This is a genomic window from Verrucosispora sioxanthis (assembly GCF_010560025.1).
Classification (GTDB): Bacteria; Actinomycetota; Actinomycetes; order Mycobacteriales; family Micromonosporaceae; genus Micromonospora; species Micromonospora palythoicola.
This window is the reverse complement of record NZ_SAIY01000006.1, coordinates 120,588-137,537: the sequence shown is the minus strand read 5'-3', so window position 1 is coordinate 137,537 and position 16,950 is coordinate 120,588. Positions and strand designations below refer to the sequence as shown.

Annotated in this window: 16 protein-coding genes and 1 pseudogene; 6 read left to right on the top strand and 11 right to left on the bottom strand. The window is 71.5% G+C overall.

Annotation, left to right across the window (positions count from 1 at the left end; genetic code table 11):
- Complete coding sequence (locus ENC19_RS19110) at nt 1–570, top strand: O-acetyl-ADP-ribose deacetylase (RefSeq protein ID WP_164448503.1); 570 nt, start codon at nt 1–3, stop codon at nt 568–570.
- On the opposite strand, the gene ENC19_RS19105 is transcribed toward ENC19_RS19110, so the two are convergent.
- The 8 genes from ENC19_RS19105 to ENC19_RS19070 form a co-directional block, all read right to left on the bottom strand.
- Nucleotides 513–1,430 carry a GNAT family N-acetyltransferase gene (locus tag ENC19_RS19105; RefSeq protein WP_164448502.1) on the bottom strand — a complete coding sequence of 306 codons (918 nt, stop codon included), beginning with the start codon at nt 1,428–1,430 and terminating at the stop codon, nt 513–515. The two genes, ENC19_RS19110 and ENC19_RS19105, sit on opposite strands and share 58 nt — an antisense overlap.
- 123 nt (nt 1,431–1,553) lie before the next feature.
- On the bottom strand, nt 1,554–2,507 hold the full coding sequence (locus ENC19_RS19100) for an endonuclease domain-containing protein (protein WP_164448501.1): 954 nt from the start codon (nt 2,505–2,507) through the stop codon (nt 1,554–1,556).
- A 93-nt stretch (nt 2,508–2,600) separates the two neighbouring features.
- Complete coding sequence (locus ENC19_RS19095) at nt 2,601–3,608, bottom strand: LacI family DNA-binding transcriptional regulator (RefSeq protein ID WP_164448500.1); 1,008 nt, start codon at nt 3,606–3,608, stop codon at nt 2,601–2,603.
- 19 nt (nt 3,609–3,627) lie between these two features.
- Nucleotides 3,628–4,998: a GH1 family beta-glucosidase gene (locus tag ENC19_RS19090; RefSeq protein ID WP_164448499.1), complete on the bottom strand. Its 1,371-nt coding sequence runs from the start codon at nt 4,996–4,998 to the stop codon at nt 3,628–3,630.
- Nucleotides 4,995–5,828, bottom strand: coding sequence for a carbohydrate ABC transporter permease (locus ENC19_RS19085; protein WP_164448498.1), 834 nt, complete (start codon nt 5,826–5,828; stop codon nt 4,995–4,997). Before ENC19_RS19085 ends, ENC19_RS19090 begins: the two co-directional genes overlap by 4 nt.
- Before the next feature lie 76 nt (nt 5,829–5,904).
- Nucleotides 5,905–6,912: a carbohydrate ABC transporter permease gene (locus tag ENC19_RS19080; protein WP_164448497.1), complete on the bottom strand. Its 1,008-nt coding sequence runs from the start codon at nt 6,910–6,912 to the stop codon at nt 5,905–5,907.
- A 113-nt stretch (nt 6,913–7,025) separates the two neighbouring features.
- On the bottom strand, nt 7,026–8,333 hold the full coding sequence (locus ENC19_RS19075) for an ABC transporter substrate-binding protein (RefSeq protein ID WP_164448496.1): 1,308 nt from the start codon (nt 8,331–8,333) through the stop codon (nt 7,026–7,028).
- Nucleotides 8,334–8,509: 176 nt separating this feature from the next.
- Entirely contained in the window at nt 8,510–9,274 is a 765-nt protein-coding gene (locus tag ENC19_RS19070; protein ID WP_164448494.1) for a maleylpyruvate isomerase family mycothiol-dependent enzyme, read from the bottom strand.
- Between the two features lie 70 nt (nt 9,275–9,344).
- On the opposite strand from ENC19_RS19070, the gene ENC19_RS19065 reads away from it, so the two are divergent.
- On the top strand, nt 9,345–10,427 hold the full coding sequence (locus ENC19_RS19065) for a UDP-N-acetylmuramate dehydrogenase (protein ID WP_164448493.1): 1,083 nt from the start codon (nt 9,345–9,347) through the stop codon (nt 10,425–10,427).
- A gap of 84 nt (nt 10,428–10,511) precedes the next feature.
- Here ENC19_RS19065 and ENC19_RS19060 read toward each other — a convergent pair whose 3' ends face one another.
- Together ENC19_RS19060 and ENC19_RS19055 are read right to left on the bottom strand one after the other, a co-directional pair.
- Nucleotides 10,512–11,306 carry a class I SAM-dependent methyltransferase gene (locus tag ENC19_RS19060; RefSeq protein ID WP_164448491.1) on the bottom strand — a complete coding sequence of 265 codons (795 nt, stop codon included), beginning with the start codon at nt 11,304–11,306 and terminating at the stop codon, nt 10,512–10,514.
- The gene (locus ENC19_RS19055) at nt 11,306–12,070 is read right to left on the bottom strand and encodes an SDR family oxidoreductase (RefSeq protein WP_164448490.1); all 765 of its coding nucleotides are present in this window, start codon (nt 12,068–12,070) and stop codon (nt 11,306–11,308) included. The genes ENC19_RS19060 and ENC19_RS19055 overlap by 1 nt, the downstream gene beginning before the upstream one ends.
- Before the next feature lie 184 nt (nt 12,071–12,254).
- Between ENC19_RS19055 and mshA the strand changes: the two genes are divergently transcribed.
- The 4 genes and pseudogenes from mshA to ENC19_RS31890 all read left to right on the top strand — a co-directional run bounded on the left by mshA (nt 12,255) and on the right by ENC19_RS31890 (nt 15,258).
- Nucleotides 12,255–13,598: a D-inositol-3-phosphate glycosyltransferase gene (gene mshA, locus ENC19_RS19050; RefSeq protein ID WP_164448488.1), complete on the top strand. Its 1,344-nt coding sequence runs from the start codon at nt 12,255–12,257 to the stop codon at nt 13,596–13,598.
- Between the two features lie 102 nt (nt 13,599–13,700).
- Entirely contained in the window at nt 13,701–14,234 is a 534-nt protein-coding gene (locus ENC19_RS19045) for a type III secretion system chaperone family protein (RefSeq protein WP_164448487.1), read from the top strand.
- A gap of 152 nt (nt 14,235–14,386) precedes the next feature.
- Nucleotides 14,387–14,574, top strand: a pseudogene (locus ENC19_RS31895) (hypothetical protein); the annotation flags it as partial.
- Nucleotides 14,575–14,640: 66 nt separating this feature from the next.
- Nucleotides 14,641–15,258 carry a hypothetical protein gene (locus ENC19_RS31890; RefSeq protein ID WP_408058088.1) on the top strand — a complete coding sequence of 206 codons (618 nt, stop codon included), beginning with the start codon at nt 14,641–14,643 and terminating at the stop codon, nt 15,256–15,258.
- Between the two features lie 366 nt (nt 15,259–15,624).
- Here the strand turns inward: ENC19_RS31890 and ENC19_RS19035 are convergent, their stop codons facing one another.
- Nucleotides 15,625–16,938 carry an MFS transporter gene (locus tag ENC19_RS19035; RefSeq protein ID WP_164448486.1) on the bottom strand — a complete coding sequence of 438 codons (1,314 nt, stop codon included), beginning with the start codon at nt 16,936–16,938 and terminating at the stop codon, nt 15,625–15,627.
- Nucleotides 16,939–16,950 lie beyond the last annotated feature (12 nt).

Genomic DNA, 16,950 nt, shown 5'->3' with positions numbered 1-16,950 from the left:
ATGGACATCGCCCTGGTCGAGGGAGACATCACCAGCGAGCGGGTGGACGTGGTGGTCAACGCCGCGAACTCGTCGTTGCTGGGCGGCGGCGGAGTCGACGGTGCGATCCACCGCCGGGGTGGACCGGCGATCCTCGCGGAGTGCCGCGCGCTGCGCGCCGCCCGCTACGGGCGCGGCCTGCCGACCGGGCAGGCGGTGGCCACCACCGCCGGTGAGCTGCCGGCCCGCTGGGTGGTGCACACGGTCGGCCCGGTCTGGTCGGACACCGAGGACCGCACCGCACTGCTGCGTGGCTGCTACACCAACAGCCTCGCCGTCGCCGACGAACTGGGCGCGGCAAGCATCGCCTTCCCGCTGATCTCCGCCGGGGTCTACGGCTGGCCGGTCGAGGACGCCGTGCGTCAGGCCCTGTCGGTGCTGCGCTCGGCGACGCCGACGACAATCACCGAGGCCCGGCTGGTGCTGTTCGGCGCCGACACCCACGCCATCGCCGAGCGGGTGTACGCGGAGGGTCAGCCGCCGGGGCGCAGCTCGCGTACGCAGGACCACTGGCTGGCCACCCGTCGGTAGCCGAGCCGGTCGTTGACCGCCAGCATCGGCGCGTTCGCCGCGTCGTTCCCGGTGTACGCGACGGTGACGCCGCGCGCCGCCGCCCGGTGCAGCGCGGCCAGCTTCACCAGCCGGGCCAACCCGCGTCCCCGGTGCTGCGGCACGGTGCCGGTGTAGTCCGACCACATCCGCGCGCCGTCCCGCTTCACCAGGCTGATCGCGGCCAGCTCGCCATCCACCTCGACGCCCATGCTGGCCTCCCGGTCCAGCCCGACGTTGTCCCAGGTGTCGGCGCACCAGGTGGCGTAGCTGATCGCGTCGGAGGCCACGTCGCCCGGCTCGTCGGCGCTGGCCAGCACCTCCACTTGGTGGACCTGGCGACTGTCGACCCCGGCCAGCGGGACCAGCCGGACGTCGTCCGGGGCCGCCGGCAGCGGCGGCAGCGCGCGCAGCTCCAGGGCCGAGAAGCGCTCCTGGCGACTCGGGATGAAGCCGTGCCGGCGGGCGAACGGCAACGACTCCGGCAGCGCCCGCCCACGTAGCCGGATCAGGTCGAGCGGCGCGAGGTGCTCCAGCGCCCGGCTCAGCAGTGCCCCGCCGATTCCGCGTCGCCGCTGGTCGGGATGTACGTGCAGCAGGGACACCTCGCCGACCGCAGCGCTCGTGTTGGTGTTGCGGGACGCCGACACCCAACCGACGACCTGCCCGTCGACCTCGGCGACGAAACCGCCCCAGTGCTGCTCCGCCGGTGGCGTCGAGATGAGCTGCCGGGTGGACGCGACCCCACGGATCAAGAAAGGAAACACGAGCGTACGCAACGCCACCACGGCTGGTGCGTCGTCAGGGTGTGTCGGACGGATCAGCGCGGACGGTGCAGACATGCGCGGCAGGTTAACCAAGCCCGACCGACCTCCGCGCCCGCTTTTCCGCCCCATCTCCGCCGCGCGACACCGGGACGGTGGGTACGTTCCTTGTTGCCCCAGCGACAAGAAACGTACCCACGCTCAGCCTCGCCAGCCAGCGGCGGTCAGCGCGGCGCGGAGTTGGGCGGCGACATCGTCGGGGCGATGGCGGACGTCGAAGGCGGTGAACCGGAGGATGCGGTCGCCGTCGATCCAGATCCGGTTCTGTCGGCGCAGGTCCGCCGCCCAGTGCCGGGCGTCCATGTGGTGCGCGCCGTCGACCTCCACGTGCAGCCGCCACTGTGGCCAGTAGGCATCCAGGTAGCGGATCCGTCCGTCGGCGTCGCGGCGTCGCTGCTGGGCGGTCGGTGCCGGCAGATGGTGGCGTCGGCAGAGCCGTACCAGGTCGATCTCGGAGAGCGCCTCCGCACCACCGGCGATGTCGTGCAGCGTCTGTCGGATCAGGACGCGCCGCCGGGCCTGGGGCAATCGGGCGAGGACCGCGCCGATCTCCGCCGGGGTCGCCCGCCGCTGCTGGCAGCCGGCCGCGAGGATCTGTTGCGCCTCGGCGTCGGTACGCACCCACTGCGCCGCGTCGACCAGGGACCGTGCCATCGACGTGCGGTCGGGCCGCCCACGCTGCCGGTCCTCGTCCGACAGTTGCCGAGCCCGGCGTACCCGGACCGCAGGCAGGCCGAGCGGCAACCGACGCAGTAGGTCTGCCCGACGTCGGTGATGCGGGACCAACACATCGACGGTCTCGTGGCGCCAGTTGCCGCGTAGCCCGCCCGCTGTCGCCGCCGCCAGCCCGGCCAGCACCGCACCCGGACCGGCCGCCAACACCGCCACCCACCAGTGCTGCTCTCGACGGTACGGCTCATCGGTCGAGGCGGCCCGCAGGATTCCCCGACACACCCTGGTCCACCGCCCTGTCGCCAGCAGGTGCCGGACCTTCGCCGGGGACAGTTCGGCGGTGGCCTGCGCCCAGCTGACGATCCCCGACTGCTCGAACAGCAACCACCGCAACGCGTCGGCGTCGTCTCCAGGTATCCGCATCTATCAATTGAACCCGAAGCTGGGTACGTTTCTTGTCGCCCCAGCGACAAGAAACGTACCCACGCACCCGCCGTACATCGCCGTCGGGCGGACTCAGGCGGAGTCGCGGATGATCAGCTCGGTGGGCAGGATGAGTGCCGGCTCGACCTGTTCGCCGGCGGCGAGGCGGAGCAGCAGCCGGGTGCCCTGCCGGCCCAGCTCCACGATCGGCTGCCGGACGGTGGTCAACGGCGGATCGGTGTACGCGGCGGTCTCGATGTCGTCGAAGCCGATCACCGCCACGTCCTCGGGCACCCGCCGTCCCGCCTCGCGCAGCGTACGCAGGGCGGCGTGTGCCATCAGGTCCGACGCGGCGAAGACGGCGTCCAGGTCGGGGTGGGTGGCGAGCAGCTCGCGCATCGCCGCCGCGCCGGACTCACGGGTGAAGTCGCCCACCGCCACCATCTCGGGCAGCCCGGCGGCGACCACGGTGTCCCGGTACCCGGCCAGCCGCTCGATGCCGGCGACCATGTCCTGCGGGCCGGCGATGGTGGCGATGCGACGTCGGCCGCTGTCGATCAGGTGCCGTACCGCGCGGGTGACCCCACCGACCTGGTCGACGTCGATGTACGGCACCTCCGCCCCGTCGAGCGGCCGGCCGCTGCACACCACCGGGATGCCCAGTGCGGCCAGCCGGGCGGGCAGCGGATCGGCCCCGTGCAGCGAGGCGAACAGCACCCCGTCGACGTGTCGACCGGTGGTGTACCGGGCGACCCGCTCGTGCCCGGCCGGCGACCCGGCCAGCATCAGCACCAGCTGCTTGTCGGCGGCCTCCAACTCCTGGGCGGCGCCGCGGATGATCCCCGGGAAGACCTGGTCGTCGGAGAAGACGCGGGTGGCCTCCTCCGGCATCACCAGGGCGATCGAGTCGGTCCGCTGGGTGACGAGGGTCCGTGCGGCCAGGTTCGGCACGTACCCAAGCTCGGCGACCGCCAGACGGACCGCCTCCTGGATCGGTTCGGCGACCGTGGTCGAGCCGTTGACCACCCGGGAGACGGTGGCCCGGGACACACCGGCCCGTCGTGCCACCGCTTCCAGAGTGGGCCGCTGCGCCCCCGTCATCGGAGAAATCACCACCTCGTCACAGCCCGTTCCGGGAGATCACCTCCTGGTACCACCGGGCGCTGGACTTCGGTGTACGCCGCTGAGTGAGGTAGTCGACGTGCACGATGCCGAAACGCTTACGGTACCCCTCGGCCCACTCGAAGTTGTCAAGCAATGACCATACGAGATAGCCGCGCAGGTCGACGCCCCGGGCGATGGCCTCGTGCGCGGCCCGCAGGTGACCGTCGAGGTAGGCGACCCGGTCCGAGTCCTGAAGCGGGGTCGTCGGGTCGGCGGTCTTGTCCGGGAACGCCGCGCCGTTCTCGGTGATCAGCAGCGGCACCGCCGGGTAGTCGGTGGCGATGCGCTCCAGCAGCCGGGTCAGACCGGCCGGCTCGATCATCCAACCCATGTCGGTGAGCGGTCCGACCGGTGCCAGGAACTGCACCTGCCCCTCGGTGCCGGGGTACGCCCCGCCACCGCCGGCACCGTCCGGCCGGCCGGCGACGTAGGTCGGCGCGTAGTAGTTGATCCCGAGCAGGTCGATCGGCGCCGCGATGATCTTCTCGTCCTCGTCCCGGACGAAGGTGGGTTCGACGAACCGTGCCACGTGCTCGCGAACGTCGTCCGGGTACCCGCCGACCAGCAGCGGATCGAAGAAGATCCGGTTGTGCAGCCCGTCGACCAGACGTACGGCCGCGGCGTCGGCGGCGCTGTTCGGGTCGGCGGGGCGTACGTCCGCGGGATTGAGCGTGACCCCGACGCGGCCGGCGCCGGCCGCGCGCAGCGCCTGTACGGCCAGGCCGTGCGCGAGCAGCAGGTGATGGACGGCGCTGAAGGCGGCACCCGGGTCCTGCACGCCGGGGGCGTGCACGCCGTTGCCGTACCCGAGGTACGCCGAGCACCACGGCTCGTTGAGCGTGGTCCAGGTGCCGACCCGGTCGCCCAGGCGGGCGTACACGGCGGAGGCGTAGGTGGCGAAGTGCTCGGCGGTGTCCCGGCTGGTCCAACCGCCCCGGTCCTGCAGCGTCTGCGGCAGGTCCCAGTGGTAGAGCGTGACGATCGGGTCGATGCCCCGGCCCAGCAGCGCGTCCGTCAGTCGGTCGTAGAAGTCCAGGCCACGAGGGTTGACCGGGCCACTGCCGTCGGGCTGGATGCGGGGCCAGGACACCGAGAACCGGTACGCCTGCAACCCCAGCTCCGCCATCAGCGCGACGTCGTCGGCGTACCGGTGGTAGTGGTCGCAGGCGACGTCACCGGTGTGGCCGGCGTGCACCTTGCCCGGGGTACGGCTGAAGGTGTCCCAGATCGACGGGCCGCGCCCGTCGTCGCGGGCCGCCCCCTCGATCTGGTACGCCGCGGTGGCCGCACCCCAGAGGAAGTTGTCCGGGAATCTCAACTCAGTCACGCCTTGACCGCACCTTCCATGATCCCGCCGATGATCTGGCGGCCGAACAGGACGAATACCAGCAGCAGGGGCAGCGTGGCGATGGCCGTGCCGGTGAAGACCTGGGACATGTCCTGGTAGTAGCCGTCGGACAGAGCCCGCAACGATAGCTGCACAGTGGGATTCTCCGGGTCGTTGAGCACCGCGTACGGCCAGAGGAAGTCGTTCCAGGTGGTCATGAAGGTGAGCAGACCGAGTACGGCGGCGGCCGGCCGCAGTGCCGGCACCACCACGTTCCAGTAGATGCGGGCGGTGCCGCAACCGTCCACCCGGGCGGCCTCGATCAGCTCACTGCTGACCGCCTGCCCGGCGTACTGCCGCATCATGAACACCCCGAAGCCGGTGACCAGGGCGGGCATGATCACGGCCGGCAGCCGGTCGTTCAGGTTCAGCTTCGTCATCAGGATGTACAACGGGATGACGCCCAGCTGGGTGGGCACCATCATGGTGGCAATGATGATCATCAGCAGTGCGCTGCTGCCCCGGAATCGCAACTTGGCGAAGGCGAACCCGGCGAGGGTCGAGAAGAACACCACGGAGACGGTGACCGTGATCGCGACGATCGCCGAATTGATCAGGCCGGTCAGGAAGTAGGCGTCGGTGTTGGCGAACAGCCGGGCGATGTTCGCACCCAGGTTGCCGCCGGGGGTCACCGGCGGTGGCAGTTGGCCCATCGCGTCGCTCGACCGGCTGGCCACCACGAACATCCAGTAGATCGGGAAGACCGACAGGACGCCGGCGGCGACGAGTGCGAAGTACGTCAGCGGGCTCGCCCGCCACAACCTGCTCATCGCGCCACCTCGCTGCGCTCGGCGTCGCGATGAGCCACCACGGCACTGCGCTTAATGATTCGCTCACTGCGCTCGCTCACCGGGAGCCTCCCTTCCGCTTGCCGGTGTCCGGCCGGGCGCCGGCACCCAGCCGGCGGATGATCAGTACGTTGATCGCCGCGACGATGGCGATCAGGGCGAAGAGCAGCCAGGCGACCGCGGACCCGTAGCCGAAGTTGTAGTACGGCGCGAAGGCGTTCTCGAACATGTACATGGTCATCGTCTGCGACTCGCGCATCGGCCCACCCCGGATCGCGTTGGTGCCGGAGTGGAACAGCCGGGGCTCGGTGAACAGTTGCAGCCCGCCGATGTTGGAGATGATGACGCAGAAGATGATCGTCGGTTTGAGCAGCGGCACGGTGATGGTCCAGAACTGCCGGGCCCGGTTCGCGCCGTCGATCGCCGCCGCCTCGTAGAGGTCGCGGGGAATGGCCTGCATGGCGGCCAGGAAGATCAACGCGTTGTAGCCGGTCCAGCGCCAGTCGACCATCGTCGAGATGGCCACCCAGGAGGCGAACCGGTTGGACTTCCACTCGATGCCGTCGACGCCGACCAGGTCGAGCAGCCAGTTGACCATGCCGAACTCGCGGCCGAACAGCACGCCGAACACGATCGCCACGGCGGCCGTGGACGTGACGTTGGGCACCAGCACCGCCATCCGCCAACCGGTACGCATCCGCAGCTGCCGGTTGAGCAGATTCGCCAACCAGAGCGCGGCGAGCAGTTGCGGGACCGTGCTGAGGACGAAGATGCCGAGGGTGTTGACCACCGAGTGCCAGAAGTCGCTGTCCGCCAGCAGCCGGGTGTAGTTGTCCGCGCCGACAAAGGTGGGATTGCTGCCCAGCAGGTCCCAGTCGTGCAGTGAGACCCAGAAGGTGTACGCCAGCGGCCAGGCCCCGAAGATCGCGAAGATCACGAAGAACGGGGCGATGTAGAGGTAGGGCGAGTACTTCGCGTCGATCCGGCTGAGCCGGCCGGCCCGGGACGGGCGGGTGCCACGCGGCGCCGGTGTGGCCGGTGGTCGCGCGTCGAGCTGTAACGCCATGACCCGTTGACTCCTTTCCACGCCCCCGCCCCGCGCCGGTCCAGGGCGAGCCGCGGACGCGTGCGCATCACGGCGGAGCCTGGACCGACGGCGGGGATGGGGCCTCGGGCCGGTTACTTGGCGGCGGCCTTCTTGGCGTTGTCGACCGCGTCCTGCCAGCCCTGCTCGGGGGTGCGCTGGCCCAGCTCGACGGTGCGGACCGCGTTCTCCACCTCGGTGCGGACGGCCTGGTTCTTCGGCCCCATGTAGACCGGCTTCAGCGTCTTCGCGCCCTCGCCGAAGATCCTGCCGACGGGCGCGTCGGAGAAGTACGCGTTGGTGGCCTCGGTGATGGCCGGGTCGTCAAGCGCCTGCGGCGAGGACGGCAGCGGGCCCTTGGCCTTGAAGGCGCCGATGTGCCCCTCGGCGCTGGTCAGGAACTTGACCAGCTTGACCGCCTCGTCCTTGTGCTTGCTCTGCTGCGGTACGGCCAGGTGCGAGCCGCCCCAGTTGCCGCCGTTGCCCGGCACCCGGGCGATGTCCCACTTGCCCTTGGCCTCCGGCCCGGCGTTGCCCTCGATCACACCGGTCATCCAGGCGGGGCAGGCGATGGTGGCGAACTTGGCCTGCTTGAAGGCGGAGACCCACTCCTCCGACCAGGAGCCGTACTTGCCGGACAGACCCGCGTTGATGATGTTCATGGTGATGTCCCAGGCCTGCTTCACCGCCGGGTTGGTGTCCACCACCAGGTTGTCGCTGGTGTCGTAGTAGTGGTAGCCCTGCGCGTTGCCGGCGGTCTGGAGCACGATCGTGTTGAAGGTGTTGGTGGCCGCGTCCAGGAACGAGGCGCCGGTGTTGGCGGCCTTGAACTTCTCGCCGGTGGCGATGTAGTCCTCCCAGGTCGGCCAGAGCGCGGAGACCTGCTCCCGGTCGGTCGGCAGGCCGGCCTTGTCGAAGAGGTCGGTGCGGTAGCACATCGCCATGCCGCCCACGTCGGTGCCGAGCCCGATCAGCTTCTGGCCGTCGGCGGTGAGCCCCTGGTTCCACTTCCACTCCAGGAAGTTGCCCTTGAGGTCGGCGGCGCCGTGGTCGAGCAGGTTCACGAAGTTGTCCGGGTTGGCCTTGTACTCGACCATCAGACCCTCTTCGATGGCCACGATGTCGCCGGCGCCCTTGCCAGCGGCGAGCCACTGGGTCAGCTTCGGCGAGTACTCGTCGAGGTTGCCGCCGGTGCCCCGCTCGACGATCTTGATGTTCGGGTTGGCGTCCATGTACTGCTGGTAGAGCTGCTCGTAGCCGAACTGTCCGAAGACGTCGACGGTGAGCGTTATCGTGCCGTCGCCGGCGGCCTCGTCGCCGCCGCCGCAGCCGCCGGTGACGAGCAGGACGCCGGTGGCGGCCAGAGCGACCGCCGCGAGGCGGTGACGCGGGAATGTGCCCATTTCTGGTGACCCCTCTCAGGTCGGGTGGTGGTGGAAGGGCTCTGAGAGCGCTCTCACGTAGCCTGCGGTCCGCCCCGGACCGGTGTCAAGAGAGCGCTCTCTCGCGAGGGGTCACAGAATGGCCACGAGCGACCCTCGTCGCACCGGAGGGCCGCTCGTCAGGACGGACGTGCTGATCAGCCGGTGCGGACCCCGTCGAGCAGAGTGCGGTCGCCGGAGACGGTCAGGGTGTCGAAGCTGACCCGTCCCCAGAGCGCCAGCAGCAGATCGCTCGCGGTGCCGGTGACCTGCACCCGGGCGTGGTGGTCGTCATGATCGAGGATGGTGCCGGTGTCGAGCAGGGCGACCCCCTCGCCGCGCAGCCGCAGATACCACTCGTGGTCGGCGTCGGTGGCGGTCAACCGGACCACGCCCGCCCACGGGCCGCCCGACCTGCGCCGGCCCGCCGGCAACCAGGTGTCCAGCACCTCGCTCACCCCGTCGGCCGCGAGCTTGGCCTCGATCGGTTCACCCGCGGCGATGGCGAGTTGGGCGTCCCAGCGGTGCACCGCCGTCTCGTGGGCCATCCGGCGCGGCCAGAAGCCGGCCTTCTTCGGCTGGGGGGCCCAGTTCCATGCCGGCGCCTCCGGATCGAGGGTCTCGAAGAGCGCCATCAGGTCGTCGTACGCCTGCTGCCACTGCTGCACGGCGGTGACGCCCTCCGCCGGCTCGACCGGCTGTGCCCGGCCCTGCCGCGGCGCCGCCGGATCGCCCGAACCGGCCACCTCGTGCACCCACCGGTAGATGCCGGCGAGATGACGGGTCAGGTCGGTCACGGTCCAACCGGGGCAGGACAGCACGGGTGTCTCGGGCGGTGCCTCGGCCACCGCGGCGGCGAACGCCGGGCCCTCCGCCCGCAGCGCACCGATCCAGAAATCCTTGCTGCCGTGCAATCTGCTCATCGCCATCCTCCCGGGGGTGACCGGGCCACCAGTGGGTGCCACGGCTACCCCTCAGCCTAGGGTGAGAGGCGTGTCTGACGTCTACGCCCAGCCGACAGCCGCCGCGCAACCCGCCAGCACGGACGATCTGGCGCAATACACGACATTGTGCGTGGGTGGGCCGGCCGGCCAGGTGGTCACCGCCACCAATGCCGACGAGATCGTCAGCCGGGTACGCGAGGCGGGCACCGACATCCTCCTGCTCGCCGGCGGTAGCAACGTGGTGATCGGTGACGGTGGCTTCCCCGGCACGGTGGTTCTCGTCCGCTCCCGGGGGCTGCGGGTGCTCGCCGAGGACGAGCGGACCGTGACGGTCCGGGTCGAGGCCGGTGAGCCGTGGGACGAGCTGGTCGCCGCGACGGTACGCAACGGCTGGTCCGGGCTGGAGTGCCTGTCCGGCATTCCCGGCTCGACCGGTGCCACCCCGATCCAGAACGTCGGGGCGTACGGGCAGGAGGTCGCCGAGACCATCACCGCCGTGCAGGTCTACGACCGGACGGCCGGAGCCGTCGGGGAGGTCGCGGCGACGGACTGCGGTTTCGCCTACCGGTCCAGCGTCTTCAAGTACAACGACCGCTGGGTGGTGCTCTCGGTGGACTTCCGGCTGGCCCGTTCGCCGCTGTCCGGCCCGGTGCGCTACGCGGAGCTGGCCCGGGCACTCGGCGTCGAGGTCGGTGACCGGGTGCCACTGGCCCAGGCCCGGGCCACGGTGCTGCGACTACGCGCCGGCAAGGGCATGGTGCTCGACGCGGACGACCCGGACACCCGCTCCGTCGGCTCGTTCTTCACCAACCCGGTCCTCGACGCCGCGACGTACGAGCAGCTGCGGCAGCGGGCCGTCGGGCTGGGCGAGCCGCCGGCCTGGCCCGGTGCCGACGACCTGGTCAAGGTCAGCGCCGCATGGTTGATCGACAAGGCCGGTTTCGGCAAGGGACATCCCGGCCCCGAGGGCACCGCCATCTCCACCAAGCACACCCTGGCCCTGACCAACCCGACCGGCACCGCCAGCACCCGGGCCCTGCTCGCCCTGGCCCGCGAGATCCGCGACGGTGTCCAGTCCCGCTTCGGCGTAACCCTCCACCCCGAACCCGTCCTCATCAACTGCACCCTCTGATCGGGTTGATCAAGAAGTTTTCGTCAGCTCCCGCGCGTGAACCGGACGAAAACTTCTTGATCAACCCGTGCCTGCCGGGCTCGTTCAGGTGGGGGAGACTGCGGGCCAGGGGAGGGTGAGGCGGCCGTGGCGCCAGTGGCGAGGGCGGTCGAGGACGGGCCAGCCCTGGGTGCGGACGGTGGAGACGGTGTGCAGCCAGCGTTGGCGGGGGCCGAAGGGGACGTAGCCGGCGGCGGCGTGCCAGGCGTCGTCCAGGGCCCGGATCAGGTCGTGGATCCGCTCACCCGGCACGTTGCGGTGGATCAGCGCCTTCGGCAACCGCTCGGCCAACTCGGCCGGACTCGCCAGGGTCGCCAGCCGGGCGGCCAGGGTCAGCGAGCGTGGGCCGTCGGCATCGAGCAGCACCCAGCCGGCGAGGCGTCCCAACTCGTCACAGGTCCCCTCCACCAGCAGGCCGCCCGGGGCCAGGCCGGCGCACATCGTGGCCCACGCGCCAGCCACCTCGCTCTCGTCGTACTGGCGTAGCACGTTCAGCGCGCGGACCAGGGCGGGACGCAGACCGGCCAGTTCGAAGCCGCCCCGGGCGAAGGTGAGCCCGGGCGGGTCGGCGGCGGGCTGCGCGTCGGCGACGCGTACCGGATCGATCTCCAGCCCGACCACCCGCACGTCGGCGCGGACGCGTGCGGCGAGCCGGGCCCGCAGCTCCACCGCCGTCACCGGGGCCGCACCGTAGCCGAGATCCACCACGAGTGGATCCGGTGCGGCGCGCAGCGGGTCGGCGCAGGTCTCCACGATCCAGTTGTCCACCCGCCGCAGCCGGTTGGGCCCGGTGGTACCCCTGGTGACCACGCCGAGCGGCCGGGACGCCGGCACCACCATCAGCCCGTCCGGTGCACCTTGTGCTGGGCGGCCTGGGCCAGCGGCCGGACCACGAGCCGGTCCACGTTGACGTGTTGCGGGCGGGTGGCGCACCAGGCGATGCAGTCGGCGACATCCTCGGCGAGCAGCGGCTCGGCGACACCGGCGTAGACCGCCTCCGCCCGCTCGACGTCCCCGCCGAAGCGGGTCAACGAGAACTCGTCGGTCTTCACCATGCCCGGGTCGATCTCGATCACCCGCACCGGGCGCCCGCACAGCTCCAGCCGCAACGTGCCGGCGACCGCCGTCTGCGCGTGCTTCGCCGCGGTGTAGCCGCCCCCGCCCTCGTACACGGTGAAGCCGGCGGTCGACGAGACGACGACGATCGTGCCCGCCCCCGAGGCCTCCAGCATCGGCAGCAGCGCCTGGGTGACCCGCAGCGTGCCGAGCACGTTGACGTCGTACATCCACTGCCAGTCACCGACCGCGCCGGACTCCACCGGGTCCAGCCCGCGTGCGCCACCGGCGTTGTTCACCAGGACCGTCACCGGCCCGCCGGCCTGCTGCGCGGCCCGGGCGAGGCCGGCCACCGACTCGTCGGAGGTGACGTCACAGCTCACCGCGGTGGCGGAGCCGCCGGTGGCGGTGATCTCCTCGACCAGTTCGACAAGCCGGTCGGTACGCCGCGCCGCGGCGAGCACGTGGAAACCCTCGCCCGCGAGCCGCCGCGCGGTGGCGGCGCCGATCCCGCTGGACGCTCCGGTGACGATCGCGACACGACTCATCCGGCCATTCTCGCTCCCCGCCGTGCGACCGCCGGCGGCGCGGTCGCCATGAGGTCGGTCACGCCCGAGACCCTGCCCGACGTATTTCCCGCCGCCGATCGGGAAGATGACATCCGGCGTGGCGTGTTTACGCAGGAGCGCCGGTCGTGCGGGGACGGCATCAACCGTGGCAAAGGGAGCGGACGTGGCGGAAGAGCACACCGGTGTCGGGCGTCAGCGGGGTTCCCTGCCGTGGCCGCGACCCCGGCGGATCGCGACCCTGTCGGTGCACACCTCACCGCTGCACCAGCCGGGCACCGGGGACGCGGGCGGCATGAACGTCTACATCCTCGAGGTCTCGCGGCGGTTGGCCGAGGCGAACGTCGAGGTCGAGATCTTCACCCGGGCCACCTCGGGTGACCTGCCGCCGGTGGTGGAGGTGGCCCCAGGCGTGCACGTCCGGCACGTGATGGCCGGCCCGCTGGAGGGCCTGACCAAGGAGGAGCTGCCCGGCCAGCTGTGCGCGTTCACCGCGGGCGTGCTGCGCGCCGAGGCGGCCCGCCCGCCGGGCCACTACGACCTCATCCACTCCCACTACTGGCTCTCCGGCCAGGTGGGCTGGCTGGCCAAGGACCGTTGGGGGGTGCCGCTGGTGCACACCGCGCACACCCTGGCCAAGGTGAAGAACGCGCAGCTGGCCGCCGGTGACCGGCCGGAGCCCAAGGCGCGTGTGATCGGTGAGGAACAGGTGGTCGCGGAGGCCGACCGGCTGGTCGCGAACACCCGGGTCGAGGCGCGGGACCTGATCGGCCGGTACGACGCGGACCCGACGCGGGTCACCGTGGTCGAGCCCGGTGTGGACCTGGAACGGTTTCGTCCCCCAGCCGGCGACCGGGAGGCCGCCAGGACCGCCGCCCGGATCCGGCTGGGCCTGCCGACCCGTGGCCACCTGGTCGCGTTCGTCGGCCGGATCCAGCCGCTGAAGGCACCCGACGTGCTCGTCCGGGCGATCGCCGCCCTGCGGGCCCGGGATCCCGAGCTGGCCCGTGAGGTCGCGGTGGTGATCTGCGGCGGCCCCAGCGGCACCGGGCTGGACCGGCCCACCGCGCTGATCGAGCTGGCCGCCTCGCTCGGTGTCACCGACCGGGTGCACTTCCTGCCCCCGCGTACCGGAGCGGAACTGCCCCTGCTCTACCAGGCGGCCGACCTGGTCGCGGTGCCGTCGTACAACGAATCCTTCGGCCTGGTCGCGCTGGAGGCCCAGGCGTGCGGTACGCCGGTGGTGGCCGCGGCCGTCGGCGGACTGGTCACCACGGTGCGCGACCAGGTCAGCGGGGGTGCTGATTGCGCGGACGACCCGGCGGACTGGGCGGCTGCGCTGGCCCGCCTGCTGCCCGACCGGGCCCGCCAGGCCGAGTTGTCCGTCGGCGCCGCCCGGCACCGCCCAGGATTTCTCTGGCACGCCGCCGGCCTGCTCGCCGTCTACGGTGAGGCGGTCGCCGACCACCGGGCCGGCCTCACCGCCGAACTCACCGCCTCCCGCTGCTGACGCCGAGACGGGCCCGCTCGCGCCGGGCCACGTGCCACCGGACAGCGCCGGACCACAACGGTGCCCGGGCGGTGCGGTGCTGGTCGCCGTAGAGTTGGCCGGATGAGCGACCTCGGGGCACTTATCGAGTCCGTCTGCGCGGAGCGGGAACTCGCCTGCGAGTCCACCGGCCCCGGGTCGTACGCGGTGACCCTGCCCGGTACGCACAAGCTCAAGACGATCTGCAACCTGATCGTCGGCGAGCACGCGCTGCGGGTCGAGGCGTTCGTGATGCGCCAGCCGGACGAGCGGCGCGAGGAGCTGTGGGCCTGGTTGTTGCAGCGCAACGCCAAGATGTACGCCGTGTCGTTCTCCATCGACGCGGTCGGCGACGTCTACCTCACCGGTCGGGTGAACCCGGACGCGGTCGACGCCGACGAGCTGGACCGGCTGCTCGGCGCGGTACTGACCTACGCCGACGAGTCCTTCGACACGATGCTGGAGATCGGGTTCGGCAGCTCGATCCGCCGCGAGTGGGAGTGGCGGGTGAAGCGGGGTGAGTCGACCGCCAACCTGGCAGCCTTCGCGCACCTGTTCGAGCCCTCGGCGGGGGCCCGGTCGACTCCGCCGACCGCCGGAGGTTCGGACCGCTCCTGACGGGTAAGCCGCAGCGCGCGGTGCGGCGTTGGGACCCGCCGCGCCGAGACGGCGAGTGGCGAGGAGCGTGAGCGTCCATGGCTCAGCGAAGCAGCTCGGGTCGCGGCGGGACCGCGACCAGGACCAAACGGCAGGGTGGCAACCAGACCCCGAACACGCCGAGGATCTCCGAGTCGGAGATCGCCCGGATGCGGGTCGACGACATTCGGGGACAGCTGCGGCGGCACGGGGTCTCCGGCATCTCCGCCCTGCGGAAGCCGGAACTGGTGAAGACACTGACGAAGACGCTGCGGTCCAGTGGCGCCGGGCGCCGCAGCAGCGGTCCGGCCGGCCGGGCCGGCGCCACGAAGAGCTCCGGTGCGAAACAGGCGGCGTCGGGCCGTACCGCGTCGGGCGGGCCAAGGCGCTGGCGAAACGGGCCGCGCCGGGGCGGAAGGGCGACCGGCGCGGCGGCCGTCGACCGCCGGCCCGCAAGACGACGAGTGCGGCACGCAGGTCCACGACGGTACGGCGCGAAAGAGCAACGGCGGGCGCGCGGAGGTCGACGCCGCGCGGGTCGGCCCCGAGCGGCACGACGGCCGGTGGGGCCACCCGCGCCTGCAAGGCGGCACCAACCCGCCGGCCGGCCGAGGCCCGGCCGGCCCGTGGTGGCGCGGTGCGTACCGGGCGCTCGACGTCCCGGTCGGTCCGGTCGTCGCAGGTGATCTCCTCCCTCCAGGACCGGCCGGAACGCCCCGGCCGCAGCCTGGTCACCACCAACCACGACGTCATCCGACGGTGGGCCCGGGAGCGGGGAGCCAGACCGGCGACGATCAGCGGTACCGAGCGCGAGGGCCGGGCCGGGGTGCTGACGTTCAACATTCCGGGTTACCGGGAGAGCAGCCGGATCCGCGAGATCACCTGGGACGAGTGGTTCCACACCTTCGACCTGCGTCGGCTGAATCTGATCTATCAGGAGCAGATGCGGGACGGCCGGCCGAGCAACTTTTTCCGGACCGAGTCACCCGATCGGGAGGACGGGTGAGAGGTTTGCGGGAATAGCGCTCGGGTACCCGCAGTTGGCCTTGACCGAGGGCCTAAGCGCCGTCTCGAAAGGGATCGCGCTGTGACGGGCGAGACAGTCACTCAGGTTGAATCGCGAGGTCGGGCCACACTAACTTTATTGCACCGTGCCACGCTCGGAACCGTTCGGGGGAGCGGCGGATCGATCAGATCTGGACAACCGGGCGAGGCGCGGGGGACGGGTGGACCGACACCGTTGGGGGACGGTGGCCCACCTGTTTGACCGGCGGCGCGAGCGGGCGTCGCTTACGGGGGTGAGTGTCGCCCGCCGCCGCCGGTCGTACGACGTGACATGCCCGGCACGGTCCGTGCCGGGCATGACGCGTCTTCACGCCTGCCCGGCCAGCGACGCCTCGGCCGGTTCCACCTGGCGCCGCAGGGTGGCCACGCGGCGTTCCCGTGACGGCCCGGCGAGCAGGTGCACACCGGCGGCCAGCAGACCCAGCGCGCCGACCAGCAGCCAGTGCCCGTCGCCCCACCGTTGCAGGCTGAAGCCGCCGAGCGTCGGCGCGAGGAACGACGCCGCCGGGAAGGCCAGGTAGAACACCGACTGGTAGCGGGCCCGCAGTGCCGGTGGTGCCAGGTCCGCGTTGATCTGTGCGTTGGGTGGCGCGGCCAGCATCGAGCCGACCGTCCAGACCACGCAGGCGCCCAGGTAGAACGCGAGGTGGTCGGCGATGGCGAGCGCGCCGAAGCCGACGGCGAGCAACGCCGTCGACAGGGCCAGCACGTGAGCCTTCCGGTGACGGTCGATCAGCCGGGGTACGAAGAGCTGCCCGAGCACGATCAGGACGCCACCGAGAGCCACCACCGCGCCGTACGACGACGGCCCCAATCCGTCGGTACGCATGGCCAGCGGCATGATCGTCGACGCCTGCATGGTCAGGACGGCCAGCACGAAGGTCAGTCCGACGAAGACCAGGAAGTGCCGGTCGGTCAACGCGGTGTGCAGGCCGGGACGACGCGGACCTCGGGCGCCGACGATCGGATTCGCCCCTGGTTGCCGACGGGCCAGGGTTTCCGGGACCTTCCAGGCGATGAGCGCGGCGGTGGCCACCGTGGCGACGGCGTCGACCAGGAAGAGGGCCACGTAGCTGGCCTCCGCCAGCAGACCGGCCAGCATCGAGGCGACGGCCATGCCGAGGTTGAAGGCCCAGAACTGCAGGTTGAAGGCGCGGGACCGGCGATGCTCGGGCACCACGTCGACGATCGCGGCGACGAAGGCCGGGCTCGGCATGGAGTGCGTCACCCCGACCAACAGGGCGAGCGCCGCGATCACGCCGAGGTGCTGGCTGAGGGCCAGGGCGACCATCAGGGCGGCGGTGACCACGTGCGCCGCCACCAGGGTCGAGCGTCGGCCCCACCGGTCGGCCAGCACCCCACCGAGCAGCACCCCGGCCGCACCACCCGCGCCGTACGCGCCGACCACCACGCCGGCCAGCGACTCGCTGGCCCCCCGGGCGGCGGTCAGGTAGAGCGACAGGAAGAGCATCGCGAACGCGCCGGCCCGGTTGATCAGCAGGCCGGCCCAGAGATACCAGAAGGTGGCGGGTAACCCACCCGCGGTGTCGGTCAGCCAGCGACGAAGCGCCCCGACCTGCGTCGGGTCGTGCCGCGCGACCTTCCCATTCTGTTCGGACACCTAACAGATCTT